Raw genomic sequence first — 25,475 nt, forward strand, 5'->3', positions numbered from 1 at the left:
CAGAATCCAGGCGAAAAGCCAAATAAAACACAATAACTGAGAGTAAACCAAGAGAGACGATCACATGACCAAGCAAACTGTTGTAGTAGCACTGGGCGGCAATGCCCTGCTTCGCCGCGGCGAGCCACTCGAAGCCGATGTCCAACGCCAGAACATTGCCAAAGCGGCACAGACGATCGCGGAGATTGGCAAGGATTACAACGTTGTTCTCGTGCACGGCAATGGTCCACAGGTTGGCCTGCTAGCGCTACAAGGGTTGGAGTACAAAAAAGTTAACCCATACCCATTGGACGTACTAGGTTCAGAAACCCAAGGCATGATTGGCTACATGCTGATGCAAGAACTGAAAAACCTACTGCCGGAGCAAGATGTCTCCTGCATGCTAACCCAGATGACTGTAGACCCGAACGATCCGGCCTTTGCAGATCCAACCAAGCCTATCGGTCCGGTCTACGAAGAAGCCGAAGCCCGTGAAATGGCGGAAAAATACCACTGGACAGTCAAGCCTGACGGTCAGTACTTCCGTCGCGTGGTACCAAGCCCACTACCAACCGGTATTGTCGAAAGCGATGCAATCACGACCTTGATCAAACAAGAGCACCTCGTGATCTGCACTGGTGGCGGCGGTATCCCGGTCAAAAAAGAAAATGGCAAATTGGTTGGTGTAGAAGCGGTTATCGACAAAGACATGTCTGCGGCATACCTTGCCCAGCAGCTTAATGCCGACGCCCTGCTGATCTTGACCGATGCCGATGCAGTTTACCTGGACTGGGGTAAACCAACCCAGAAAGCACTGCGTAGCACCACCCCACGTGAACTGGCTCAGTATGCCTTTGATGCTGGCTCCATGGGACCAAAAATCGATGCCTCCTGCAAGTTCATCGAAAAAGGCGGCAAGCTGGTTGGGATCGGTGCCCTTGCAGATGGCCTAGCCATCCTAAAAGGTGAAGCCGGCACAAATATTATTGCAGAATAAGAGAATACTTATTCACAAATCATACGTAATGCGTTAAACAATACATAATAACTTCCGGTCGTGGGGCAGATTCATTAAACCCTGCCCCCTCCGGCCAGAGAGATACAGATTCAGAGAGGATAACATCATGGCTTTTAACCTTCGCAACCGTAACTTCCTAAAACTACTAGACTTCACTCCTCGTGAGATTCAACACATGCTAGATCTATCTGCTGAGTTGAAAAAAGCGAAGTACAACGGTTACGAGCAACCTCGCCTAACAGGTAAGAACATCGCGCTAATCTTTGAAAAATCATCAACGCGTACTCGCTGTGCATTCGAAGTAGCGGCATTCGACCAAGGCGCTAAAGTGACTTACTTAGGCCCATCGGGCTCTCAAATCGGTCACAAAGAGTCAATGAAAGATACAGCACGTGTACTAGGTCGTATGTACGATGGTATCGAGTACCGTGGCTTTGGTCAGGAAATCGTTGAAGAACTAGGTGCACACGCAGGCGTTCCTGTATGGAACGGCCTAACAGACGAATTCCACCCAACACAAATCCTAGCTGACTTCCTGACTATGATGGAGCACGGCCGTGGTAAACAACTGCACGAAATCACTTTCGCTTACCTAGGCGATGCTCGTAACAACATGGGTAACTCACTAATGGTTGGCGCTGCGAAAATGGGCATGGACATCCGTCTAGTGGCACCAAAAGCGTTCTGGCCTGAAGAAGCGCTTGTTGCACAATGTCGCGAAATCGCAGAAGAAACTGGCGCAAAAATCACTCTGACTGAAGACGTGCAAGAAGGCGTTCAGGGCTGTGACTTCCTATACACTGACGTATGGGTATCTATGGGTGAAGCGAAAGAAGCGTGGGCTGAGCGTATCAACCTCATGCTACCTTACCAAGTAAACATGGATATGCTTAAAGCAACCGGTAACCCACATGTGAAATTCATGCACTGCCTACCTGCTTTCCACGGTGAAGACACAACCGTAGGTAAAGAGCTAGCTCAAGAATACCCAATGCTGAAAGACGGCGTTGAAGTAACCGACGAAGTGGTTGAATCTAAGCACTCTATCGTCTTCGATGAAGCAGAAAACCGCATGCACACAATCAAAGCAATCATGGTTGCCACGCTAGGTCAGTAATCGACTCTCTTGAGTGTAATTACTCTCAAGCCCATACCGGCCTTCGGGCCGGTATTTTTTTATGCCCCTCCCCATTCTTCGCTTTCTACTTTCGAAAATAAACCCTTACAGAACACAGGGTTAGTTCACCTTTTCTAGCCCGAAAAACACCCACGAAAAGTGCATAAAGTTCCACTAAATGAATACTTTAGGCAAACGCTTGCGTTCGCTAGAAATGGGGGTATAATCCTTCGCAATTTGTCTAGAGAGAGATAAAAAATGCGCCCGTCTTTTCAGCTAAACCTGATGACCCTACACCGACTTTCGGTGCAGGCGCCGTTTTTTGTTTTTCCTGTTTTTGTAAAAAAAGCCTCCTTTGTTAAGGGGGCTTTTTTTTGCCGGCTGCCCACGCCAGCGGGCACCTGTCGTTCATCATCGTAATTAAAAGGGAAGAGAAGCCATGGCGAATTCGCTGTTTCAAAAGCACATCATCTCCATTCCGGAACTGAGCCGTAGTGAGCTTGAGCTAGTAGTAGAGACTGCCGGTAAATTGAAAGCCGATCCGAACCCTGAACTTCTAAAAAACAAGGTCGTTGCAAGTTGTTTCTTCGAGCCATCTACCCGTACCCGCCTATCTTTTGAAACCGCTATCCAGCGCCTAGGCGGTACCGTGATTGGCTTTGACAACGGCGGTAACACGTCACTGGCGAAGAAAGGTGAAACCCTTGCTGACTCGGTCCAGGTAATCTCCTCATATGTTGACGCTTTCGTTATGCGCCACCCGCAAGAAGGTGCCGCTCGCCTGGCTTCTGAATTTTCAAACAATGTCCCAGTGATTAATGGTGGTGACGGTGCCAACCAACACCCAACCCAGACCCTGCTGGATCTGTTCACTATCTACGAAACTCAAGGTACGCTGGATAACCTCAATGTCGCTTTCGTCGGTGACCTGAAATACGGGCGTACAGTCCACTCCCTGACCCAAGCACTTGCTAAGTTTAACAACGTGAAATTCTTCTTCATTGCACCTGAGATTCTGGCAATGCCAGATTACATCTGCGAAGAATTGGACGAAGCAGGCATCAGCTACAGCGTACACAGCGCAATGGAAGAAGTCATTCCTGAGCTGGATATCCTGTACATGACCCGCGTCCAGAAAGAGCGCTTCGACGAATCGGAATACGCCCACATGAAAGCGGCTTATATCCTAACTGCACCGATGCTGACCGATGCCCGTAGCAATATGAAAGTACTGCACCCGCTACCACGCATTGACGAAATCACCACTGACGTCGACAAAACAAAACATGCTTACTTCTTCCAGCAAGCAGAAAACGGTGTCTACGCACGTCAAGCCCTACTGGCACTGGTCCTAAACGAAGCAATCTAAGCAGGAGAAAGAACAATGACGAAGGAAACACAACTACAGGTTGAAGCGATAAAGAACGGTACGGTTATCGACCATATTCCTGCAAATATTGGCATCAAGGTGCTAAAACTGTTCAAAATGCACAAGACTAACCAGCGCGTCACTGTAGGCCTTAACCTGCCTTCTTCAGCGCTAGGCGGCAAAGATTTGATTAAGATCGAAAACATCTTTATCAGTGAAGAGCAAGCGAGCCAACTGGCACTGTATGCGCCACAAGCAACGGTCAACCAAATCGAAAACTACGAAGTCGTGAAGAAACTGACCCTTGCGCTACCTGAGCAAATTAATGCGATATTCAAATGCCCAAACTCCAACTGTATCTCGCATGGTGAGCCCGTCGACAGCAGCTTCAAAGTCGTCACCAAAAAAGAAGATATCCAGCTTAAGTGTAAGTATTGCGAAAAAGTGTTTTCACGCGAAATCATGACTGAGAACAACTAAGCAAAGATTGAAAACATCGCTAACCAGCTGAAAAGCTGTCTCATTAGCGACATTTCCTGCCTAAGTAAAAAGAAAGCCTGCTCAACTTTGAGCAGGCTTTTTTATTCTCATTTCCGACCATCCCCCGCTTCTCTCTTACTCACTACCTTTATTATTCCGGCCCCATATGCCGACACGAAAAAACTATAAAAATAAGGCTAGTAAAATGAGAAATATTGCGCACCTAGTAAAAGCAGTCAGGTGCCTGCTTGCCCGCCCCTGTCATATCTGTATTACCGCCGTCACCCTGTCTGGCTGTGTGGCCAGCAATGGTCCGGTCCAGCAAACCTACCAGCATTCAGCCAACGAAATGGTGGTAATCGGGGTTCCGATGCTGCTGGGCGGCTTTGGCTCCGCTGTTCCCATCAATAATGACTATATGATCACTGCCAAGCATGTGGCCCAACTGTCCTGGGATACGGGTGTCATCTACCACCCAGCCTGTGACTTGGCTTTGGTCCCTCGCTCCTCGAATGCCCAACCGACCTGGGGATTAATTTACCCCGATCAGACCGTTATCCACCATGGTCACTCCCTAGTAGGTACCGCTGTTAGCGGTGAAGGTAGATACATCCAGGATGTCGTCGATACCACTACCGACTGCCTCTACTCGCTCAGTGATGCTCCTGTAATGTCGGGCATGAGTGGCGGGCCGGTATTCAATGCCGATGGAGAGATCGCCGGGATCACCGTGGCCATCGTCGACAATCCGGAAGAATTGCAGAATCTGCAACCGGCAATCCGCTACAGCCAATTTGTCCCCTCACCACTGATCTTTGACTGGCTGGACGCTCTGGGTATTGAGGTTCAATCGGCCAGCACCGAGCTCGCTGGAATTAAGGTCTCGGACTACGTCAGCCAGCTCAACCGTCCGAGTACAGAAGACATTCAAGTTGCCAGCAATACCTCAGATACCACCTCGGAGGCTCAAGCAAACAGCTCACAACGCCGCGCTCTTCTACCTGTAACCCAAGACAGTACCTACTCAACAAACAACCTGTCAGGGCTTAACTTCCCCGAAGAAAACGACGGTGTGGCAGCGAACCAGTCCCAGCAGGAAATCAAGTTAAATCCTCGGACCCTTCTAGATCGTTCGGGATATAATTCCTCATTCTAACCATGTAGATGGCGTTTTGTTTTGGTGATAGGGGTCAATAAATTACGGTTGCATTGTTGATATGATGCCATTGCAAGATTATGCAATCAAGGCATTATATCTTGCCAACCTGCAGCCCATTACTCGCATCGTAAAGAAGCACAGACTTCCCGAACAATAAGCCAATGCGAGGGCTGTCCACGAGATACGATCAAAGACCCAACAGAATAACAAGGAGTTGCCCGTGAGTGGATACAGTATGCACGGAGCGATAGACGCTTTCTGTCAAGAAGAAAGCATGACTTCCGCCTGTAAGCGATTATTGCAGCAACAAAGCTTCTCAACCCAAGATGATATCCGCACACAGCTTATCGATATGGGTTTTGAAGATGTCAGCCAATCTACCGTGTCCCGCCTGTTATCAAGGCTGGGCGTGGCAAAAGTGCCGAATGCCTACGGTAAGAAGGTCTACTGCCTGACAGTGGAAAGCGAGCCGGTACAAGTCGGCTCATCGATTGCTTCCCAGATCGAATTTATCACCCACAACCAGCTCGTCGTAGTGGTAAAAACCCACCCCGGCGGTGCCCAGCTCGTCGCTCGGCTGATCGACATCCAACCGCATGCCGAGATCCTCGGTACTGTGGGGGGGAACGACACCGTGATGATCGCACCGAAAGATATCTCTCGTATTGACGAGTGTGAAAAAGTGGTCAAGGCAAGACTTGGGATCCCAGCCTAAAACCGGTTTTCCCTAGAGCCGACCTGTTACCGACCGCTAGGGATAAAGGCAGCCAAAGTCCAACCGTGCTGCCTTTTCAACCCGCTTACCTGAAACCCTTTGACCTCTTCGTCAATGGGTTGCAAACTAGACCTCTAACGATGACCTAACATAATTAAAGTAAGGACAAGTAATGACTCAAGTACTTCACACAGAGCAGGCTCCAGCTGCAATCGGCCCTTATGTACAGGGTGTTGACCTAGGTAACATGGTTCTGACTTCAGGCCAGATCCCGGTGAACCCTGAAACCGGTGAAGTGTCTGACGATATCGCTGAGCAAGCTCGCCAGTCACTAGAAAACGTTAAGGCGGTTGTTGAGTCATCTGGCCTAAAAGTGGCTGATATCGTAAAAATGACGGTATTTGTGAAAGACCTTAACGACTTCGCTACCGTTAACGAAGTGTACGGCAAGTTCTTTGACGAGCACAATGCCCCTTACCCTGCGCGTTCTTGCGTTGAAGTTGCTCGCCTACCAAAAGATGTGAAGATTGAAATCGAAGCGATTGCTGTTCGTAAATAGTCGCTTTTTGATTCGCTATTAAAGCGTACAAAAAAGCTGCCTTCAGGCAGCTTTTTTGTTTCTATCACAACTTATAGTCCTATAGCGCTAAGCATTCGCCAAAGCCAATACCAGCACCTGCGGGAACCAAGCGGTAAACAAGTGAGGCTCTTGATCTAATGCTGCTAGGAGCTCACTCTGAGCCCACCAGCGATAAGCCAACACTTCTTCTGGATTCGGGTTAATCACGATGTCAGAGGCCGGTGCCATCAGGACATGGTCCAGTTCGTGTTCAACTAAATCATTATCCAGTTCAGCACGATAGACAAAGCTTGCCACATCAGACAACGTCCGAATATCGACAATCCCCATCTCTTCTTCAAGCCGGCGGATCCCTGCCTGTGCCATCGACTCGCCCAGGCGTGGGTGTGAGCAGCAAGTATTGGTCCACAACCCGCCACTGTGGTATTTACCCAATGCACGTTGGTGCATCAGAAACTCACGCTCATTGCCACCGTCCCGGTACAACAAGACCGAAAACGCCAGATGAAGGACACCATCCCGGTGAGCCTGCATTTTTTCCTGAACGCCAAGCTCCCTGCCTTGCGGATCGACCAATATTACCTGTTCTTCAATCATGGTGTTTTCATCTACATACAATACCAACCTAAATTAAGTCTAGATCAAAGACTTATCTTGGTTGGTAAAAACAAAAAGGACACGCACAGGCATGTCCTTCATCAGTCATATTTTGGCTAACAGCCTAATCGATTACTTTGTCGAGCGGCGCGTCGCCTCAGCATTTAGCTCATCCAGTTTAGCCGCCATCATATCGCGACACTGGTTCGATAGTGCTCGGACATCTTCTTTTGTCATACCGTCTACCGGTACGGGTGGTAGCATCTCAACGATCACCACACCGTTGTCCCATTTGTTCAGCTTAACATTTTCCGTGCTACTACACACAATCGGCACAACTGGCACACCAGCAGAGATCGCGGCATGGAAGGCGCCAGTTTTGAACGGCAGTAAACCACGACCACGCGAGCGGGTACCTTCAGGGAACATCCAAATAGAGACATTGCGCTGTTTAATTTGCTCAACCACCTGGCCGATTGTACCGACAGCCTTACTGCGGTTAGCTCGGTCAATGAGGATATTACCGGTTAACCAATAAAGCTGACCAAAGAAAGGCATCCACGAGATGCTTTTCTTACCCACGGTCACGGTTCTTGGTTGGATAGCACCAGAGACGGTAAACAAATCATAATTGTTCTGGTGATTCGCTAAATATACGCTTGGAACGGGCTGCTCGCCATCAGGGTAACGAAATTCCAGCTTAATACCGAAGATACGGGCCATCTTGCAGAAATGGCGACCGACAATATAAACATTCTTAGGGTTACGCGGGCTTAGCAGACAATAGCCACAACCGAATACAAACATGACAACAGTAAACACTACTACAGCAATCATGCGCAATACAAATAACATCAGACTCTCCTCAGCGTACAAGCGTTCGCTAGTATACTTAGGCTGCGGGAAAAAACACCTTTTATGTTCAGAAATTAGACCACATCCTACCTCTTTCTGCTCCGAACTACTGGAAAAGGCCCAACAAAAAGCCCTCCGTCTGGAGGGCTTGAATCATGGCTCATCCACCTAACTTATTCTTCCGATGTTTGCGGTGAATCTATTTCAAAGCGAGTCACACGCTGCAGGCCACGTGGCAACATGCTACCCCGTCGGCCGCGCTCACCACGGAAGTTATCCAGATCAGCAGGCTTGAGCCCCAGCTTGCGCTTGCCAGCATATAGTGTCAGGTGACTGCCTTTCGGTAGCACAACTAATTGTGACAAAAACTCTTCCCGCGACTTCGAGCGGGCCGCTGGAATATTGATGATCTTATTGCCTTTCCCCTTGCCCAGCTGAGGCAACTCTTTGATCGGGAACAACAGCATCCGGCCTTCGTTGGTAATGGCGAGGATCTCGTCATTGTCCAAGTCCGCAATACACTGCGGCGGTACCACCTCGGCATTTTCAGGAACCGTCAGCAACGCTTTACCGTTCTTGTTCTTCGACACCATGTCACTGCATTTACAGATGAAGCCGTATCCTGCATCCGACCCCATCAACCATAGCTGATCATCATCAGACATCATGACCTGACGGATATGGCTCCCCGGTGTCAGGTTCAAACGACCAGTGACCGGTTCACCTTGGCTACGGGCTGATGGTAGGCTATGGGACTCAAGCGCATAGCTGCGACCATCCGACCCAAGGAAAACGGCAGGTTGATTGCTCTTGCCACGGGTATGGGCGAGATAGCCATCTCCCGATTTGTAGCTTAAGGAAGTAGGGTCAACCTCATGCCCCTTGGCATGGCGAACCCAACCTTTTTCAGACAACACAACCGTGATAGCTTCAGACGGGATCAGCTCACGCTCGGTCAGCGCCTTAGCTTCTTCTCGCTCAACCAATGGCGAGCGGCGGTCATCGCCATACTTCTCGGCATCGGCCAAGATTTCTTTTTTGATCAAGGTGTTTAAACGACGCTCTGAGCCCAGTAGCTTCTCAAGGTGATCACGCTCTTTCGATAGCTCATCCTGTTCACCACGGATCTTAATTTCTTCCAGTTTGGCCAACTGGCGAAGCTTGATTTCTAAGATCGCATCAGCTTGGATGGCTGACAGGTCGAAACGAGACATCAACTCGGCTTTCGGATCATCCTCGGTACGGATGATTTCAATAACCTCATCAATATTAAGGTAAGCCGCCAACAAACCCTCAAGGATATGTAAACGGGCATTCACCTTGTCCAAACGATGCTGCAAGCGACGGCGCACCGTGGTACGGCGGAATTCGATCCACTCAGAAACGATCTGCACCAGCCCCTTAACCTGCGGACGACCATCAAGGCCTAGCATGTTGAGGTTAACACGGAAACTCTTTTCCAAATCGGTAGAGGCAAACAGGTGGTTCATCAACTGCTCGCTATCGACCCGATTTGAACGTGGCACAATCACAATACGGGTCGGGTTTTCATGATCCGACTCATCACGCAAGTCTTCAACCATCGGCAGTTTCTTGGCGCGCATCTGGCTGGCGATCTGCTCCAATAGCTTCGAGCCCGACACTTGGTGTGGCAAAGCGGTGATCACGATATCTCCGCTTTCCTTGTGCCATACCGCACGCATTCTGATACTACCGCGGCCAGTGCGGTAGACCTTTTTAAGATCGGTTTTCGAGGTGATGATTTCGGCTTCAGTTGGGTAATCCGGCCCTTGGACAAACTCCATGACCTCGTCAAGTTCCGCTTTCGGATTCTCAATCAGGTGTACAGCGGCATTGGCCACCTCACGGGTATTGTGCGGCGGGATATCCGTTGCCATCCCCACGGCAATACCGGTTACGCCATTGAGCAAGATATGCGGCAGGCGGGCAGGCAGCATCTTCGGCTCTTTCATCGTGCCGTCAAAGTTCAAGCCCCAGTCAACCGTGCCTTGGCCCAGCTCAGCAAGCAAGACTTCAGAAAAGCGCGACAGGCGAGATTCGGTATAACGCATCGCGGCGAAGGATTTCGGATCGTCCGGAGCACCCCAGTTACCCTGGCCGTCCACCAGCGGGTAGCGGTAGGAGAAAGGCTGCGCCATCAAGACCATGGCTTCATAACATGCCGAGTCACCGTGCGGGTGGTACTTACCCAGTACATCACCGACAGTACGTGCCGACTTCTTATATTTCGCGGTTGCCGATAAGCCCAGCTCGGACATCGCATAGATAATGCGGCGCTGAACAGGCTTGAGGCCATCACCGATGAACGGCAAGGCACGATCCATGATCACGTACATGGAGTAATTGAGGTAGGCATCTTCGGTAAACTTCCGTAGCGGAAGCTGTTCTACGCCATCCATTGAGACATCAGTCATCGTTGGGTATTCCGTTTATATTTCTAGTCCGGGCGCATTGCATCCTCGGGCTATCAAATCATCAGGCAAGGCCCGCCACTATACAAGACAGTACTGGCAGGCCCGGTCAATCACACTTCGGCCATATCGCCTTTGCTCTGCAGCCAGTGGCGGCGGTCTTCCGCACGCTTCTTACCCAGCAACATATCCATCATCTCGTTGGTCTGCTCATCATCATCGATAGTCAGCTGAACCAGGCGACGAGTATTCGGATCCATGGTGGTTTCGCGCAGCTGAAGCGGATTCATCTCACCCAGTCCTTTAAAGCGCTGGACGTTGACCTTACCACGCTTGTTGCTAAGGCGATCGAGGATCCCGTCTTTCTCGGCGTCATCCAAGGCGTAATACACTTCCTTGCCAAGATCAATCCGGTACAGTGGCGGCATGGCGATATACACATGGCCAGCACGAACCAGAGACTCGAAGTGACGGACAAACAGAGCGCACAGCAAGGTTGCAATGTGCAAACCATCCGAGTCGGCATCAGCAAGAACGCAAATCTTACCGTAGCGCAAGCCACTAAGATCATCACTGTCCGGGTCGATACCCAATGCCACAGAAATATCATGCACTTCCTGCGAGGCCAGCACCTGATCGGCAGAGACTTCCCAGGTGTTCAAAATCTTACCGCGCAGCGGCATAATAGCCTGGAATACACGGTCACGGGCCTGCTTGGCCGAGCCGCCTGCCGAGTCACCCTCGACCAAGAACAGTTCAGTTCGGGACAAATCCTGCTGCGAACAGTCTGCCAGCTTACCCGGCAATGCTGGACCAGAAGCGACCTTCTTACGTACCACCTTCTTGCTGGCGCGCATCCGGCGATGGGCATTGGCAATACACACCTCTGCCAACTGCTCGGCAAGTTGCGGACGCTCGTTCAACCACAGGCTGAAGGCATCTTTTACCACACCAGAGACAAATGCCGCACACTGGCGCGATGATAAGCGCTCTTTAGTCTGGCCGGCAAATTGTGGATCCTGCATTTTCACCGACAACACATAGGCACAGCGGTCCCAAATGTCATCTGCTGTCAACTTCACGCCACGAGGCAACAAGTTGCGGAACTCACAGAATTCACGCATGGCATCAAGCAGCCCCTGACGCAGGCCGTTAACATGGGTACCACCTTGAGCCGTTGGAATAAGGTTAACGTAACTTTCGGTGATCAACTCACCGCCTTCCGGCAGCCATAGCAACGCCCAATCAGCCGCTTCAGTCTGGCCGCTGAAGACACCGGTAAACGGCTCTTCCGGCAGCAGGGTATAACCCTTGACACCTTCAGCCAAGTAGTCCTTCAATCCGTCTTCGTAACACCAACGGATGGTTTCATCATTGGTTTTGTCGGTAAAGACAATTTCCAGTCCCGGGCAAAGCACCGCTTTGGCCTTGAGGTTGCTTTTCAGGCGAGAGACAGAGAACTTCGGGCTGTCAAAATACTTAGGATTTGGCCAGAAATGGACACTGGTTCCTTTGGCACGGCGACCGCAAGTTCCAATCACTTCCAGTTCACTGACCTTATCACCGTTTTCAAACGCGATCTGGTAGAGCTGGCCGTCACGTTTCACCGTGACTTCTACCCGGTTAGACAGGGCGTTGACTACCGAGATCCCAACCCCGTGCAAACCACCAGAGAACTGGTAGTTTTTGCCTGAGAATTTACCACCGGCGTGAAGCTTGCATAGGATCAGCTCGACCCCAGAAACCCCTTCCTCAGGGTGGATATCTACTGGCATCCCCCGTCCGTCATCAATCACTTCCAGCGACTGATCCGCATGAAGAATGACCTCTACCTTGCGGGCATGGCCAGCCAAGGCTTCATCGACACTGTTATCGATGACTTCCTGGCCAAGGTGGTTTGGCCGTACCGTGTCGGTATACATCCCCGGACGGCGGCGTACTGGCTCAAGGCCATTTAGAACCTCTATGGCTCCAGCGTTATAGCTTTGATCTGTCATAATTACGGAAAGTTACGGAATAATTTTTGGCCACAATAGTCAGTAACCCCAGCTCGGTTGTCAAGCTGGGGTCGAAAATGGGGCCCACAAATGTGAGTCGAATTTGATCCAAGTCGGGACAAATACCTCTCAAGCAACAAGTGCTCGGAAGGTATTACAATCCCAAGAATTGAATGATTTTTTCAGGATAACGATCAAATCCGACAAAACTATGATCCCCTTCGGGCTCAACGGTTTGCCGGCAGGACGAGTATCTCTCGACAGCCTGGCGGTAATCCAGTACTTCGTCACCTTCTTGTTGCAGCAGCCACAGCTGCTCGGGACGGCTAGGTTGGGCCACATTCATCTGGCGCAGTTCATCCATATGTTTGGGCTCAAGGAAATAACGTTCACCGGTGTAAGGGTTTTCTTGCTCACCCAAATAGTCCTGCAGCAGCTCATAGGGCTTAACCGCGGGGTTAACCAAGACTGCAGGTAACTGATAACGGTCATTGAGCCATGTAGAGATGTAGCCTCCCAGCGAACTGCCAACCAACGCTATCTGGTATTCATGACGCAATGATTGCACCAGCTCATCAATAAACGTCGCCGCCTCCAAAGGATAGCAAGGCATTTGCGGGATCTCGACTCGAATATCCGGTCGCTCACGCTGGCAGTATTCCGCCATCAGGGTTGCCTTGAGAGATTTCGGAGAGCTATTAAAGCCATGGATATACAGTAGCAGCGGCTTCATCTAGTAACCTGCAGATTCAAAGTTTGGTGTAAAGTCATGGCCTTCCAGACGACAGACTTGGGTGTCGAGCTGCCCATTGCTATGCAAAACAAGGTAGCGCCAACCTGGGCTTTTCTGGTCCAAGGCAAAGTCATGGGAGTCAGGCTGAAACTGTATGCAAGTAGATGGTGTCGCGAGCACCCTTACCCCTTGCTGAATCCGATCCAGTTCTTGGTGAATATGGCCACACAAAATTGCCTTCACCTGCGGATAGCGCCCAATCACCTGCCAGAACGGTTCACTGTCATGCAGTTGGTGCTGATCCAGCCAAGAACTTCCGGCTGGTAGTGGGTGATGGTGCAACAGGACCAGCGCATGGCGATCTGGCTGGGCTGATAATGCCTGCTCCAGCATCTCAAGCTGAGCTTGGCTCAGCTCACCATGGGGGACCCCCTTGACCTGACTGTCAAGCAGGATCACCTGCCAATACTCACCAGCCAACACTTGATGGCAAGACTTGATTTGCGCTGAAGGCAAAACGGCTTGCATGCTCGGCTGGTAGTCATGATTACCCGGCAACCAGAAACATGGCTGCGACCAACGAGCAATACCATCGCAAAAGCGCTGGTAGGAATGTTCCGTATGATCTTGTGAAATATCGCCCGTCGCCACTATGGCATCAAAAGGACGCGCAGCAGCATCTACCGCGTCCAAAACGGCATGAAAGCTGTCTTTCGTCGCGACACCCAACAAACTGCCGCCATCGTCGGCAAAAAGGTGGGTATCGGTAATTTGCAGGAGAACCACACTATCGCGGTTCGTCTGTGGCAGAGTAAAAGTCTGCAAAACGTCAAAAACCTTGTCTATCTGATTCTGTTAACAAACCGACTGTTTGCTGATCCCATTTCTTAGGCAGTATGCCAACCAGTCTCCCAAAAAACGGTTAACCTGATGCTTCTCATCTTTCTGATGCATCCGCATATTGGGGTAATCATACCTTGGCTTCAGACGTGAAGTCTGCTGAGCTGAACACACTTCTGCGACCCTGGCATCGTGGTATAACCTGATCGTCATTTTCGGGATCAGGTAATCCGGCAGCGATTTTTCTGCTTCTAGCAGCAGCTCAACTACCGTGGTGTAGCGGGTCGACTCAATAATGGTCAGATGATATTCCTGTTCCGAAACACAATAAATGCAATGGTCGCCAACCTGATCGCTTTTTGGCAGCAATGGGAGCAACTTCGCATAGTTGGTTTCGTAGAGTCGCATGATACCAGCAAAATCAACAGTGTACCTTCTATTCAATCGGTATCCTCAGTGGTCTTGGTCGTCTAAGGAGCAGCTTGCAATCGAGTGTAGTTCAATTGCAACCATTGCAGGGCAATGATCGAGGCTGCATTCTCAATTTTACCAGATTCTACCCAACGGTAGGCATCTTCTCGAGAGACCACGTGCACTTTGATGTCTTCACCCTCCTCTGCCAGGCCGTGAATACCGCCGGCAAGGGTACTGTCGACCTCACCAACGAAGATATCCAACGTTTCGGAACAACCGCCGGAGCTTGACAGATAACGGGTAATTTTATGCAACGGTCCAACATCAAGACCGGCTTCTTCTACAGCTTCTCGGCGCACGACCTCTGTGGGTTGCTCGCCGGGTTCAATAATACCAGCCACAATTTCCAGCTGCCAAGGAGAACAGCCCTCGGCAGCCAACGCGCCGACTCGGAATTGCTCAACCAACACCACCTGATCGGTCGCGGGATCATACGGCAACATGGCAGCAGCATGGCCGCGCTCGAACAATTCACGGTCCATCGGCTCACTCCAGCCGCCGGCAAATAAGCGATGGCGAAAACGGTACTTCACCATGCTGAAAAAACCTTTGAACAATGACTCCTGGGCGATGACATCGACATCACTGGCAGAAAACTGTGCTGGGCCACTGTTCTTATTTGTTGTTTTTGCCATGTTTTTGTCCCTCTGGCCCTTGCGAATACGGCTTCCGGCCGACGAAAACGTATATGATTCCATCCCCGCCAAAGAACGGCAATGATTTAATTCAACATTTATGACAATAATTATGATTTTTTTTAAGTCATTTTTGCCTATGAACCGATTAGAATCACAATTAATCCAGTAAAATATCGTAAAATAAAGTAAATTGTTCAAAGATCAGTTTCTCGCAAGGAAACATAGGTTAAACTGGAGCCTTGCTCTTATTTTTGTCAGGACCAGGATAGGCATACATGAAAAAATTGCTTCCGCTTATTGTTAGCTTTGCGCTTGGCGGTCTTAGCCATACTGCACTGGCTGATGATCTCGCCGAAATCTACCAACAAGCAAAACAAAATGACCCTCAGCTGCTACGTGCGGCTGCCGATAAAGATACTGCGTTCGAAGCGATTAACTCAACCCGAAGCGCACTGCTACCACAAATCAACCTAACAGCTGGCTATAACGTCTCCCGTATGGATGGCGATGCGGACGGTTTCAACGGCGGTCTATCCCTAGACCAGTCGGTCTACAACCGCGCCAGCTGGATAAACCTAGATATCAGCGAGAAGGTTGCCCGCCAGAGCGATGCATTTTACGCAACCTCTCAGCAAGGCTTGATCCTGCGTGTCTCTGACGCCTACTTTGCCGTGCTTCGCGCAATGGACGATCTAGAATTCGTCCGTGCGGAGAAAGCCGCTGTTGGCCGCCAGCTAGAGCAAACCAAACAACGTTTCGAAGTCGGCCTATCGGCTATTACCGATGTACACGATGCCCAAGCTCAGTACGATAGCGTACTGGCTGATGAGATATTGGCAGAAAATGCCCTGACTAACAGCTACGAAGGCCTACGTGAGATCACCGGTCAAGAGCACACTAATCTGAGCATTCTGGACACCCGTCGCTTTAGTGCCAGTGCACCAAAGTCTCACGTGGAAAGCCTGCTTAAAGATGCCGAGACAGAAAACCTTAGCCTGTTGACCTCTCGCATTTCACAAGATATCGCCCGTGATGAAATCACCCTGGCAGAATCTGGCCATTTGCCAACTCTGTCTTTCAATGCTGGCTATAGCTACGATGACAAAGTTTCAGGAACAGATGACGGTACGCTGACAGCCGGTATCAACTTGGCGCTACCTGTCTACACCGGTGGCCGCGTGACCTCTGAAGTGAAGCAGGCCCAGTTCAGTTATGTCGCTGCCAGTGAAGATCTGGAAGGTTCTTACCGCAGTGTTGTTCGAGACGTTCGCGCCTTCTACAACAACATCAATGCCTCAATCGGTGCTCTTCGCGCTTACCAGCAGTCAGTTGTGTCTGCTCAGTCAGCACTTGAAGCGACCGAAGCCGGTTTCGATGTCGGTACCCGTACGATTGTTGATGTACTGGACGCAACCCGCCGCCTATATGATGCAAATCGCCAGTTAGCCAATGCTCGCTATGATTACATCATCAGCCAGCTTCAGCTAAAGCAAGCTGTGGGCTCACTGACCGAACAGGATGTCGTGGACGTAAACGCCGGCCTAGTGAAAGCGAAATAATCGCAGCCTAGCATCAGACATATGTCATAAAAAAAGCGCTATCAACAATGATGGCGCTTTTTTATTGCCTTGATAAAGCCTTAAGGCGACTAGCCTCGGCCTCCTTTGATGGCTTCGATAATTTCAGTTGTCGAGCAACCGTCTTCGAAGTTCAACACCAGTACTTGGCCACCAGCCGCAATCACTTCTTGACCACCGGCAATCTCTTCCGGCTTGTAATCGCCCCCTTTCACCAGCAGGGTTGGCAAAATTTCACTGATCAAACGCTGTGGGGTTTCTTCACTAAATGGTACCACCCAGTCAACCGCGCCCAAGCCCGCCAATACCGCCATACGACGATCTTCCGGGTTAACCGGACGGCCTGGACCTTTGAGTGCCTGTACCGAGCTGTCAGAATTCACGGCCACAATCAGGCGGTCACCCAATTTCGCTGCCTCATTCAAGTACGCCACATGACCGGCGTGCAAAATATCGAAACAACCATTGGTCATCACCACTTTCTCGCCACGCGCACGGGCTGTTTTCACCGCCTGCTTGAGCTGGGCTTCGCTGATCACACCAAACCCGCTGTCCTGGCTACCATGGATCGCTTCGGTCAGTTCAATGGTCGATAGGGTCGAGGTCCCCAGCTTGCCAACCACAACACCTGCAGCGGCATTGGCCAGCTTGCATGAATCCGACAGCGACTTACCCGCAGCCAGCGATGCTGCCAGTACCGAAATAACCGTATCACCGGCACCAGTCACGTCATACACTTCTTTGGCCTGCGTTGGCATGTGTAGCGGCTCTTGGCCTTTTTGCAGCAACGTCATGCCATGCTCACTGCGTGTCACCAACAATGCATCGAACTCATAGCGTTCAATCAGTGCTAGGCCTTTTTCGACCAAGTCTTGTTCCGACTGGGTTTTACCCGCCACCGTTTCAAACTCGGACAGATTAGGAGTCAGTAGGGTTGCGCCACGGTAGCGTTCAAAGTCAGCCCCTTTCGGGTCAACCATCACCGAAATACCGGACTTGCGTGCCAGTTGGATCATTGCCTGCACATGCTCAAGGGCGCCCTTGGCATAATCAGACAGTACCACAACCTTGCTTGAAGACAGGGCTTGCTCCATACGCGGCAAAATCATATCCGCCGGCACGTTGTGGAAACCTTCTTCGAAGTCCAGACGGATCATCTGCTGGCCGCGGCTCATGACGCGCAGCTTGGTGATGGTCGGATAATCAGGCAACGTCACGAAATCACAACGCACATCCAGTGACGACAGTTTTTCAGACAGCGCACGGGCTGGCTCATCAATACCCGTCAAGCCGACCAACCGGGCGTGACCGCCCAGTGCTGCAATATTCATCGCCACGTTCGCGGCGCCACCCGGACGCTCCTCAACCTGATCAACTTTCACTACAGGAACGGGGGCTTCAGGGGAAATGCGGCCTGTCGGCCCATACCAGTAGCGATCCAGCATGACATCACCCACGACCAGCACGCCTGCTTGATCATAATCAGGAAGAGTCAGTTTCATTTTTTTCTCCGGGATTGTGTTAACCCCCAAATATTAACACAAAGCCAAATTAGCATGCATCTGCTCAGGGGATTTCAACGGTAATTCAATCACAAAGAGCGAGGCGATGCCCCGCTCCTACTTATTTTTGCGAAATATCAATTAAGCACCTGGCTCCAGTAATGCCTGCCAGATCTGCTGCACCGCTTGGCGTTCAGCCAAAAACCTGCCATCTTCCACGTAGGCAGGTAAGCCAAGCAGACTCAAACGATGAATTTCATCGCGCATCACACAGTAAGCGTGCTTGAGCTGCATAGCTTGCTCCGGCGCCAATATTTCATAGTCCGCCATGGTCTCGAACAAACGAACATTATCAGACCAACGGATCAAGGCCTTTTCCTCTGCCGCATGCAATAGCACCAAATACTGGGCCAGAAACTCGATGTCGGTGATCCCACCTTTATCCTGTTTAAGGCCGAACATACCCGCCTTTTTGCTACCTAGATGTTCTCGCATCTTATGGCGCATTGCGACCACTTCCTTACGCAATGGAGCGGCCTCACGAGGAGACATCAAAATCGCTTGCCTCACCGCAGCAAATGCCTGTTGAAGCGGCGTATCACCATAAATCATTCTGGCCCTAACTAAGGCCTGGTGCTCCCAGGTCCATGCTTCTTCCTGCTGATAGTCAGCAAACGCTTCCATCGTGCTCACCAATAAACCTGATGCACCAGATGGGCGCAGGCGGACATCGACTTCATACAGTACGCCCGAAGCCGTGCGGGTAGAGAACAGATGAACAATCCGCTGAGTCAAGCGCAGATAAAACTGACGGCCATCGATTTCTTTGCGACCATTGGTATAGACGTTATCCGGACAGTCATGCAAAAACACCAGATCCAAATCCGAGCCATAACCCAGCTCCCAGCCACCAACCTTGCCATAGCCCAATACCGCAAACCCGCGTCCGCTTCTCTCGAGCAGATGGGTCGGCTCGCCGTATTTTTCTGCCATTTGCAACCAAGCCTGATTAACCACGGCCGCGACAATCGCCTCGGATAGGTAGGTAAGATGATCGCTCACCTTCATCAGCGGCAACGCCCCGGCAATATCCGCGGCCGCAATGCGCAGCAGTTGGGTCTGCTTGAACTGGCGGATCGCCTCCATCTGCTGCTCCATATCCTCTTCCGGGATCCGGGCAAGGAACTCACGCAACTCATCACCATAATTCTCCAACGGCGTCGGGTTATACAGATGCTGGGGATCAAGTAACTCATCGAGCAAGATAGGATACTGGGCCAGCTGGGTAGCTACCATCGGGCTGGCGGCACACAAGCGCACCAACTGCTCAAGGGCCGCAGGGTGCTCACTGAGCAGTTCGAGGTAAGTCGTTCGGGTTGCTATTCGGACTATCAGCTTACACACCCGCTCGAGCACAGCTGGGGCGTCTTCGCGGGTGACAATCAACATCAAAACCGTCGGCATTAATTTGGCCAGGACCTCGCGTCCCCTGGGCCCGAGGGTGCGCTTGGAGAGCTCAGATTTCATATTGCTCAAAATAGCAAACTGCCTGTCAGCCTCAGACGCATTGAGCTCGCCAAGGATCGCAGTCACGACGTCGGCGTCTTTGATCATTGCCCACATTTCATGAAAATGGGCTGTAGCCTCGCTTTGTTGCTCTTCCTCATCGGCACCGATAATGTCATCGAACACCTCATGGATTGCAGCCATACGCTGGCTCACAGCCTGCTCCAGCCCGAACCAATCCTCAAACCCCATCGCTAAAGCCAACCGATATTGATCCAACGGCTTGTCCGGTAAGGTCTGGGTCTGCATATCGTCGATTGCCTGCAGCAAGTTTTCTAGTCGGCGCAAAAAAGCATAGCCCTGATCCAAATCATCAACCTGCTTCTCAGGCAGTAGACCCTGCGTTCTGATCGCCTGAAGAGTTTCGCGCAAGCCACGACCACGCAACTCCGGTGTTCGGCCTCCACGGATCAACTGAAACGACTGGGCAATAAACTCCACTTCGCGGATCCCACCCGGTCCAAGCTTGATATTGTTGGTCAAGCCTCGACGACGAACCTCACTGCTGATCATCGCCTTCATACGTCGCAGTGACTGAATAGCACTGAAGTCGATATAGCGGCGGAACACAAATGGCCGCAACATCTGACGCAGCTCCTGATACTGAGAAAAACTTTCTTTGCCCATCACCCGGGCCTTGATCATGGCATAGCGCTCCCAGTCACGGCCCTGCTCCTGGTAGTAATCTTCCAGTGCCGCATAGCTCATCACCAAGGGGCCACTGTCACCAAAAGGACGCAACCGCATATCGACCCGATAACAGAAACCATCATACGTTTGTTGGTCGAGCGCCTTGATCAAGCGCTGTCCCAAGCGGGTAAAGAACTGAGCGTTGGCTAGACTTCGTCGTCCCCCCTGGGTCTCACCATTTTCCGGGTAGGTGAAGATCAAATCGATATCGGACGAAAAGTTCAGTTCACCGCCTCCGAGCTTACCCATCCCGAGGATCAGCATCGGCTGCGCTTCGCCACTACTGTTCATCGGTGTACCCCAGTCACGACAACACTGGGCGTAAAGCCAGTTGTAAGTTTCCATGATCATCGCCTCTGCCAACATCGATAAATGGCTAAGGCTCAGATCCAAGCTATTGCGGCCAATGAAGTCACACCATGCTATCCAGACCATTTCGCGGTGACGGAACTGACGCAAAACCCGCATCATGCCCGCTTCATCACTCACCGTTGCCAACTGTTGAGCAAGATCGCTCCGGTAATCTTCTGCCCGAGCTAGATCATCCAAGTGCTGAGCCAGCCAAGGTAACAAGGTGGCATCGCGAACAACCGAGGCGGTAACAAAGTCACTGTAAGCCAAGACTTGCTTAAGCTCATCGAGCTTACTCTTCGGCCAGTCTGCTATTGCATCAGGCTGGGCACTATTTACCTTGTCCCACGCCTTTTCCATCGCCGTTTGGAAGTGATCCTGCACAGTCATAGGGGTTCCTTTTCAAATACCTGTCGTCTTATCTGACCAGCAAATGACAGCGAACAAAGCCTTACTGCCAAGCTGGATATTAACTGTCCTTACGATAGCACAACGCCCACCATAGGCGGGCGTTGATTTGGCTGAAAACCAGCACGTAACTAAGCCATTAATCTACATGTGAAAGGCCCGGATTTTCTTTTCCAGCTCAGAGGCATGATCCTGCATGGCATCCGATGTTTCCGACAGCTCAGTGACCACCACGACCGATGCCTCTACCAGCTCACGGACATTGGTCAGATTCTGGTTCATCTCATCGGCCACGGCGCTCTGCTGCTCGGCAGCCGAGGCAATCTGGAAGTTCATGTCATTGATCAGGCTGACCTGCTCAACGATCTTATCCAGCTCTCCACCGGCACTGGTCACCAGATCAACCCCCTCGGCGGCTTCAACAACACTTTGCTCCATCAAGCCAACAGCCTGCTGGGCACTGGATTGCAGCTGGGAAATCATCTCCTGGATCTCAACGGTTGCCGTCTGAGTGCGCTGGGCAAGATTACGGACTTCATCTGCGACCACGGCAAATCCCCGCCCGGCGTCGCCAGCACGGGCAGCTTCGATAGCCGCATTGAGCGCCAGCAAGTTGGTTTGCTCAGAAATGCTCTGGATAGTGACAATCACACTGCCGATCTGCTCTACCCGCTCTTCCACTTGGTTAACAGCATTGGCTGATTGGCTGATGTCCTGTGACAGCTGGTTAATTGTGCCAATGGTCTGTGATACGAACTGCTGGCCTTGTACGGCTTGGCCTGACGTCCCTTCAGTCGCACTTGATGCCTCGCGAGCATGTTCGGCAACAGTTTGCACGGTCGAGGTCATTTCACTCATTGCCGACGCCAACTGGTCGATTTCATTGAACTCTTCCTGCGCCGACTCCTTGGTCTCCACCATGCTGATTGACATCACCTCGGCAAGACCGGATAACTCACCGGCAGCATCACGCTGGTTAGCGATCACTTCACACAGCTGCAGACGGGTTTTCTCAAGCTCTCTGGCCAGATCACCATATTCATCACGGCATTCCATGACAATAGGTTGGGTCAGATCGCGGGCAGCCAGTCGTTTGATGCTTTCGGCTAAATATTGGGTCTGACGTAGCATGACATGAGAGCCACAGAGTAAGATCACAACAAAAGCAACGATCATCAATGCGGTTTGCCATGCCACCTGCACCAAATAGTGCTGATAATAAGCATCCGCCTCTGAGGCTGCCTGTGAAGCGACAACCACCCAATTAAGACGCGGTAATTCAACCGCATATTCAAACCGGGACTGATCGGAAAAGTTCAATCTGGCCTGTCCTGACAGTTGCAGTAAGGCACGATTAAGACTTCCCTGGCTATCAACATTGCCCAGCAGTTCAGACAATGCCTTCGCGTCTGGGTGGCCGATGACTTTATTGCTTCCCCGATCCACCAGGTAAACATAAGCCTCGCGGTTCATCGCCGCCGCTTGGGCGGCAACCACGCTTTCCACCAAAGTAACATCCTGCTTGGTATCCGATGGTAAAGCCTGTATCACGGCCGCCGTTGCCAGCGCTTGCTCTTGCGCCCTGTCCTGTTGAATTTCCACTACCGACTGATAGAAGGTACTGGCATCCCAAAGCTGTTTGCCCACCAGCAAAATGGTACTGAATACCATCAGCAATAACAGCTTGGGAACCAAGCGAATATTTGTCAGTCCTTTTTCCCATGGCTTTAAAACCATTTTGGTCATGTGGTATCTCCATATATTCTTATTACGTCCCAGAGCAAGAGTTACTTCGTCATCCAAATGCCCTATAGTCATGCACGGGAAAGCGGGGAATCTGTGCCTAGAAATCTACTTATTTTTAGTAACAAAACAATATACCTCATTCTAACTATCGGCAACGCAGTAAAAAAATTTAATGATGAAAAAGATCGACTCCGTCAAATATGAACTCAATCCGATGAGCCTGATGTCACTGGCGTTGTCGTTTGTATCACTGACTATTGTGACCACCATGATTTTCCTGCCCAAACAGAGTAACAGCTACATACTACTGCTTGGCATCGACACGTTTATCTGTCTGGTATTTTGGTGTCAGCTACTGGCTGACTTTTTCCGCAGCCAAGACAAATCACACTACCTCAAAACCCACTGGCTCGATTTTGTCGCTAGCGTTCCGATAATCGAGCAAATCCGTTTTGCCCGTTTGCTACAAATCTTCCGAGTGATCCGTTTGATCCGCTCTAGCCACCAAGTCCTCAACCAAATCCGCAGCAACCGCCGAGAAGCGACAGTCGCCAGTATTTTTTTACTATTGACCGTACTGATATCGGTCGGCTCAGCCCTGATGCTGATCCTGGAAGGCAATGTGCCGGAGTCCAATATCAAGGACGCCAGTGATGCCCTATGGTGGGTTTTCGTGACGATTTCCACTGTAGGCTATGGCGACCACTATCCGGTAACCGAGATTGGTAAAATACTGGCGGCTGTCATTATTATCTGTGGCGTCGGCTTATTCGGAATGGTGGCAGGCTTGATCAGCTCTATTATTTCGGATCCGGAGCAGAAGAAAGAGAAGGACGATGCCCGGCACGAGCAAGAGTGGCAAGCCATGCTGGACAACCAACAACGCCTGATTGAGCGTCTGGAGGCGATAGAAAAAAAGTTGGATCAGAAGTAGCCCATAAAAAAACACCGGCCTCATGGCCGGGTGTTGGTGAGTTCTCGTAGGGACGCTTACGGCCAGTATGGCACCAGTTCGATGCCCATTTGGCGAGTCTGGTCCATCGCATGGATCAGTGATTCTTCCTTGCGCTGTAGCCATTTCTCTATCTGGCTACGCTCCTCTTCATCATCCTGCTGATCCAATAATTGTCGAATAGGCTCGAGGTGGCGCAGATCATCAATGCCCTGCAGCAAGTCCAACCAAGGCATCCGAAAGACCAAGCGCTTATCGTCTTCATATAAAGACGCAAAGCTAAGGCCGCTCATTAGGTTGCGGACCAAGCGCGGTTGCTGGTCAAGATAATCAACTCGGTTTAGCTGCCGCTCAGCCGGAAAGACATCCAACAGCTCCTGCCACGAGCGAGCCAACATATTGTCGGCAAAACCTTTGATCGGTTCGGCCAGGCGTGCCCGGGACTTATCATCGAGGAACGGCTGCCAGCCTCGGCTAAGGAGCCAGCGGCTCAAGTCAAGTAGCAGGCCGCAATAACGGGCCGAGCTCAGCAACAGCAACATTTCGTTGTCATCAGGCAGATCTGCCTGCACCTCTTCAAGCTGCTTAACCAATTGCTTACGCGCATTCAGCTTTTTCAGGGCATGGCCTTTTTCCGCCAGCAAATAATCCAAACCGGCAGCTTCACCCAGCCAGTCCAGTTCACCTTCCAACCATTGCAGCTCCTGGCGTAGCAGGGCACTGGCTCGGCGTGGGATCATGCCACCGAAAGTTACCAAGGTCTGACGAAGTAAGCCCAGTGCCTGCTGGATTTGTACCAGCGCAGCGGGCTCTTGGCACTCGGCAAAAATTTGCTCATGGTAATGCCAGTGGCCGAGCGCATGCTCGAGCGTTTTGACAAATACCGCTTCTACCGATTCGCTACCATCGAGTTTGACCGGAGCCAACGGAGCGACTTCATCCCCCTGATAACCCGCCGCTAAGCGGTAGCCTCGTGCGGCTTTGCTCAGGTTACCCAATCGCATGCCACCATCGACACACAGTTCACGAGCCAAGGTAAACAAGGCATCGGTTTGGCCGGACTTGAGCTCGAGTTCGACTTCGCATATTGGCGAAGTTTGGCCATTCGCACTGACTTCGCCCTGATCAAAGGCTAGCTCTACCTGACTACCATCCGGCATCGCGACAAGCCATTGCTGGCGAGTGAAGTCTGTAGAGAAAAGCGGGGCCAGTTGTTGCTGGGTGCTATCGACATCAAAACCTTCCGGCCAGGCATCAGCGGGATGCAGGGCAAGATCAGGATCAGTGCAGTTGGTTTCGGCATTGTATTCCGGACGCTGGTGCAACCCGGCGACCACGCGGCCCGCGGTCTTCAATGTTTGGACAAATACATCATCAAAACGACGGATCCGAAGACCGATGTCGTGCTGGCGAAGAATTTGGTCTGGGGTGTCGAAGTAGACATTGCCTAACTCACGACGACTTTGCTGCAGAACTTTCGCTTCAGCGATTTTTTTGAGTAACTGACTCGAAAATTCTGGTGAGACGAAAAACTTCAGTTCTATCTCAGTTTCCATAGTTCTACCTATAAACAGTGGCAAAGCAAGGATATTGGCAATTGCACTCCGGGGCAAGCATGAAATATCAACAAAACCTTGATCGAAATTAGTTCCCCTATACTTACTTATGCGTTACCATGCGCGCCTTAATGACCATCGCTC

The 25,475-nt window shown here is 51.1% G+C and carries 21 protein-coding genes; 9 read left to right on the forward strand and 12 right to left on the reverse strand.

What is annotated here, in order from left to right:
- Window positions 1-64 precede the first annotated feature (64 nt).
- The 7 genes from arcC (at window position 65) to ACVA53_RS09245 (ending at window position 6,396) form a co-directional block, all read left to right on the forward strand.
- Complete coding sequence (gene arcC, locus ACVA53_RS09215; protein ID WP_446504939.1) at window positions 65-976, forward strand: carbamate kinase; 912 nt, start codon at window positions 65-67, stop codon at window positions 974-976.
- A gap of 127 nt (window positions 977-1,103) precedes the next feature.
- Window positions 1,104-2,114 (forward strand): ornithine carbamoyltransferase, encoded by a 1,011-nt coding sequence (locus ACVA53_RS09220; RefSeq protein WP_255044708.1) that lies wholly within the window; start codon window positions 1,104-1,106, stop codon window positions 2,112-2,114.
- 439 nt (window positions 2,115-2,553) lie between these two features.
- Window positions 2,554-3,483: an aspartate carbamoyltransferase gene (pyrB, locus tag ACVA53_RS09225; RefSeq protein WP_255044709.1), complete on the forward strand. Its 930-nt coding sequence runs from the start codon at window positions 2,554-2,556 to the stop codon at window positions 3,481-3,483.
- A 15-nt stretch (window positions 3,484-3,498) separates the two neighbouring features.
- Window positions 3,499-3,963: an aspartate carbamoyltransferase regulatory subunit gene (gene pyrI, locus ACVA53_RS09230; protein WP_255044710.1), complete on the forward strand. Its 465-nt coding sequence runs from the start codon at window positions 3,499-3,501 to the stop codon at window positions 3,961-3,963.
- A gap of 205 nt (window positions 3,964-4,168) precedes the next feature.
- On the forward strand, window positions 4,169-5,119 hold the full coding sequence (locus ACVA53_RS09235; RefSeq protein WP_446504940.1) for a S1 family peptidase: 951 nt from the start codon (window positions 4,169-4,171) through the stop codon (window positions 5,117-5,119).
- Window positions 5,120-5,357: 238 nt separating this feature from the next.
- The gene (locus tag ACVA53_RS09240) at window positions 5,358-5,837 is read left to right on the forward strand and encodes an arginine repressor (protein ID WP_255044723.1); all 480 of its coding nucleotides are present in this window, start codon (window positions 5,358-5,360) and stop codon (window positions 5,835-5,837) included.
- Between the two features lie 172 nt (window positions 5,838-6,009).
- The gene (locus tag ACVA53_RS09245; protein WP_255044712.1) at window positions 6,010-6,396 is read left to right on the forward strand and encodes a RidA family protein; all 387 of its coding nucleotides are present in this window, start codon (window positions 6,010-6,012) and stop codon (window positions 6,394-6,396) included.
- 87 nt (window positions 6,397-6,483) lie between these two features.
- Here the strand turns inward: ACVA53_RS09245 and idi are convergent, their stop codons facing one another.
- The 8 genes from idi to nudF form a co-directional block, all read right to left on the reverse strand.
- On the reverse strand, window positions 6,484-7,014 hold the full coding sequence (idi, locus tag ACVA53_RS09250; RefSeq protein ID WP_255044713.1) for an isopentenyl-diphosphate Delta-isomerase: 531 nt from the start codon (window positions 7,012-7,014) through the stop codon (window positions 6,484-6,486).
- A gap of 132 nt (window positions 7,015-7,146) precedes the next feature.
- Window positions 7,147-7,869 (reverse strand): 1-acylglycerol-3-phosphate O-acyltransferase, encoded by a 723-nt coding sequence (locus tag ACVA53_RS09255; protein ID WP_255044714.1) that lies wholly within the window; start codon window positions 7,867-7,869, stop codon window positions 7,147-7,149.
- A gap of 173 nt (window positions 7,870-8,042) precedes the next feature.
- Window positions 8,043-10,304: a DNA topoisomerase IV subunit A gene (gene parC / locus ACVA53_RS09260; protein WP_255044715.1), complete on the reverse strand. Its 2,262-nt coding sequence runs from the start codon at window positions 10,302-10,304 to the stop codon at window positions 8,043-8,045.
- Window positions 10,305-10,414: 110 nt separating this feature from the next.
- On the reverse strand, window positions 10,415-12,298 hold the full coding sequence (gene parE, locus ACVA53_RS09265) for a DNA topoisomerase IV subunit B (protein ID WP_255044716.1): 1,884 nt from the start codon (window positions 12,296-12,298) through the stop codon (window positions 10,415-10,417).
- A gap of 154 nt (window positions 12,299-12,452) precedes the next feature.
- Window positions 12,453-13,031 carry an esterase YqiA gene (yqiA, locus tag ACVA53_RS09270; protein WP_255044717.1) on the reverse strand — a complete coding sequence of 193 codons (579 nt, stop codon included), beginning with the start codon at window positions 13,029-13,031 and terminating at the stop codon, window positions 12,453-12,455.
- Window positions 13,032-13,856 carry a 3',5'-cyclic-AMP phosphodiesterase gene (gene cpdA / locus ACVA53_RS09275; RefSeq protein WP_255044718.1) on the reverse strand — a complete coding sequence of 275 codons (825 nt, stop codon included), beginning with the start codon at window positions 13,854-13,856 and terminating at the stop codon, window positions 13,032-13,034.
- Between the two features lie 30 nt (window positions 13,857-13,886).
- Window positions 13,887-14,315 carry a DUF1249 family protein gene (locus tag ACVA53_RS09280; protein WP_255044719.1) on the reverse strand — a complete coding sequence of 143 codons (429 nt, stop codon included), beginning with the start codon at window positions 14,313-14,315 and terminating at the stop codon, window positions 13,887-13,889.
- Window positions 14,316-14,341: 26 nt separating this feature from the next.
- Window positions 14,342-14,980 carry an ADP-ribose diphosphatase gene (gene nudF / locus ACVA53_RS09285; RefSeq protein WP_255044720.1) on the reverse strand — a complete coding sequence of 213 codons (639 nt, stop codon included), beginning with the start codon at window positions 14,978-14,980 and terminating at the stop codon, window positions 14,342-14,344.
- Window positions 14,981-15,258: 278 nt separating this feature from the next.
- Here nudF and tolC point away from each other — a divergent pair, with 278 nt between their 5' ends.
- Window positions 15,259-16,542 (forward strand): outer membrane channel protein TolC, encoded by a 1,284-nt coding sequence (gene tolC / locus ACVA53_RS09290; protein ID WP_446504941.1) that lies wholly within the window; start codon window positions 15,259-15,261, stop codon window positions 16,540-16,542.
- An 89-nt stretch (window positions 16,543-16,631) separates the two neighbouring features.
- Here tolC and hldE read toward each other — a convergent pair whose 3' ends face one another.
- The 3 genes from hldE to ACVA53_RS09305 all read right to left on the reverse strand — a co-directional run bounded on the left by hldE (window position 16,632) and on the right by ACVA53_RS09305 (window position 22,823).
- Window positions 16,632-18,062 carry a bifunctional D-glycero-beta-D-manno-heptose-7-phosphate kinase/D-glycero-beta-D-manno-heptose 1-phosphate adenylyltransferase HldE gene (hldE, locus tag ACVA53_RS09295; RefSeq protein WP_255044722.1) on the reverse strand — a complete coding sequence of 477 codons (1,431 nt, stop codon included), beginning with the start codon at window positions 18,060-18,062 and terminating at the stop codon, window positions 16,632-16,634.
- 141 nt (window positions 18,063-18,203) lie between these two features.
- Window positions 18,204-21,059 (reverse strand): bifunctional [glutamate--ammonia ligase]-adenylyl-L-tyrosine phosphorylase/[glutamate--ammonia-ligase] adenylyltransferase, encoded by a 2,856-nt coding sequence (glnE, locus tag ACVA53_RS09300; protein ID WP_446504942.1) that lies wholly within the window; start codon window positions 21,057-21,059, stop codon window positions 18,204-18,206.
- A 162-nt stretch (window positions 21,060-21,221) separates the two neighbouring features.
- Window positions 21,222-22,823, reverse strand: coding sequence for a methyl-accepting chemotaxis protein (locus tag ACVA53_RS09305; protein ID WP_446504943.1), 1,602 nt, complete (start codon window positions 22,821-22,823; stop codon window positions 21,222-21,224).
- Between the two features lie 175 nt (window positions 22,824-22,998).
- On the opposite strand from ACVA53_RS09305, the gene ACVA53_RS09310 reads away from it, so the two are divergent.
- Window positions 22,999-23,757, forward strand: a complete 759-nt coding sequence (locus ACVA53_RS09310; protein WP_255043080.1) for a potassium channel family protein — start codon at window positions 22,999-23,001, stop codon at window positions 23,755-23,757.
- A 56-nt stretch (window positions 23,758-23,813) separates the two neighbouring features.
- Here ACVA53_RS09310 and ACVA53_RS09315 read toward each other — a convergent pair whose 3' ends face one another.
- Complete coding sequence (locus tag ACVA53_RS09315) at window positions 23,814-25,331, reverse strand: CYTH and CHAD domain-containing protein (RefSeq protein WP_446504944.1); 1,518 nt, start codon at window positions 25,329-25,331, stop codon at window positions 23,814-23,816.
- Window positions 25,332-25,475: the final 144 nt, after the last annotated feature.

It is taken from the genome of Photobacterium sp. DNB23_23_1 (assembly GCF_052873815.1).

Excerpts from the sequence above, each read along its gene's own strand:
- ACVA53_RS09305 (WP_446504943.1), bottom strand. The coding sequence starts at position 22,823 with ATGACCAAAATGGTTTTAAAGCCATGGGAAAAAGGACTGACAAATATT.
- tolC (WP_446504941.1), top strand. The coding sequence starts at position 15,259 with ATGAAAAAATTGCTTCCGCTTATTGTTAGCTTTGCGCTTGGCGGTCTT.
- ACVA53_RS09240 (WP_255044723.1), top strand. The coding sequence starts at position 5,358 with ATGCACGGAGCGATAGACGCTTTCTGTCAAGAAGAAAGCATGACTTCC.
- pyrI (WP_255044710.1), top strand. The coding sequence starts at position 3,499 with ATGACGAAGGAAACACAACTACAGGTTGAAGCGATAAAGAACGGTACG.
- parE (WP_255044716.1), bottom strand. The coding sequence starts at position 12,298 with ATGACAGATCAAAGCTATAACGCTGGAGCCATAGAGGTTCTAAATGGC.
- hldE (WP_255044722.1), bottom strand. The coding sequence starts at position 18,062 with ATGAAACTGACTCTTCCTGATTATGATCAAGCAGGCGTGCTGGTCGTG.
- ACVA53_RS09255 (WP_255044714.1), bottom strand. The coding sequence starts at position 7,869 with ATGTTATTTGTATTGCGCATGATTGCTGTAGTAGTGTTTACTGTTGTC.
- ACVA53_RS09245 (WP_255044712.1), top strand. The coding sequence starts at position 6,010 with ATGACTCAAGTACTTCACACAGAGCAGGCTCCAGCTGCAATCGGCCCT.
- arcC (WP_446504939.1), top strand. The coding sequence starts at position 65 with ATGACCAAGCAAACTGTTGTAGTAGCACTGGGCGGCAATGCCCTGCTT.
- yqiA (WP_255044717.1), bottom strand. The coding sequence starts at position 13,031 with ATGAAGCCGCTGCTACTGTATATCCATGGCTTTAATAGCTCTCCGAAA.
- nudF (WP_255044720.1), bottom strand. The coding sequence starts at position 14,980 with ATGGCAAAAACAACAAATAAGAACAGTGGCCCAGCACAGTTTTCTGCC.
- ACVA53_RS09220 (WP_255044708.1), top strand. The coding sequence starts at position 1,104 with ATGGCTTTTAACCTTCGCAACCGTAACTTCCTAAAACTACTAGACTTC.
- parC (WP_255044715.1), bottom strand. The coding sequence starts at position 10,304 with ATGACTGATGTCTCAATGGATGGCGTAGAACAGCTTCCGCTACGGAAG.
- ACVA53_RS09235 (WP_446504940.1), top strand. The coding sequence starts at position 4,169 with ATGAGAAATATTGCGCACCTAGTAAAAGCAGTCAGGTGCCTGCTTGCC.
- glnE (WP_446504942.1), bottom strand. The coding sequence starts at position 21,059 with ATGACTGTGCAGGATCACTTCCAAACGGCGATGGAAAAGGCGTGGGAC.
- idi (WP_255044713.1), bottom strand. The coding sequence starts at position 7,014 with ATGATTGAAGAACAGGTAATATTGGTCGATCCGCAAGGCAGGGAGCTT.
- ACVA53_RS09310 (WP_255043080.1), top strand. The coding sequence starts at position 22,999 with ATGAAAAAGATCGACTCCGTCAAATATGAACTCAATCCGATGAGCCTG.
- pyrB (WP_255044709.1), top strand. The coding sequence starts at position 2,554 with ATGGCGAATTCGCTGTTTCAAAAGCACATCATCTCCATTCCGGAACTG.
- ACVA53_RS09315 (WP_446504944.1), bottom strand. The coding sequence starts at position 25,331 with ATGGAAACTGAGATAGAACTGAAGTTTTTCGTCTCACCAGAATTTTCG.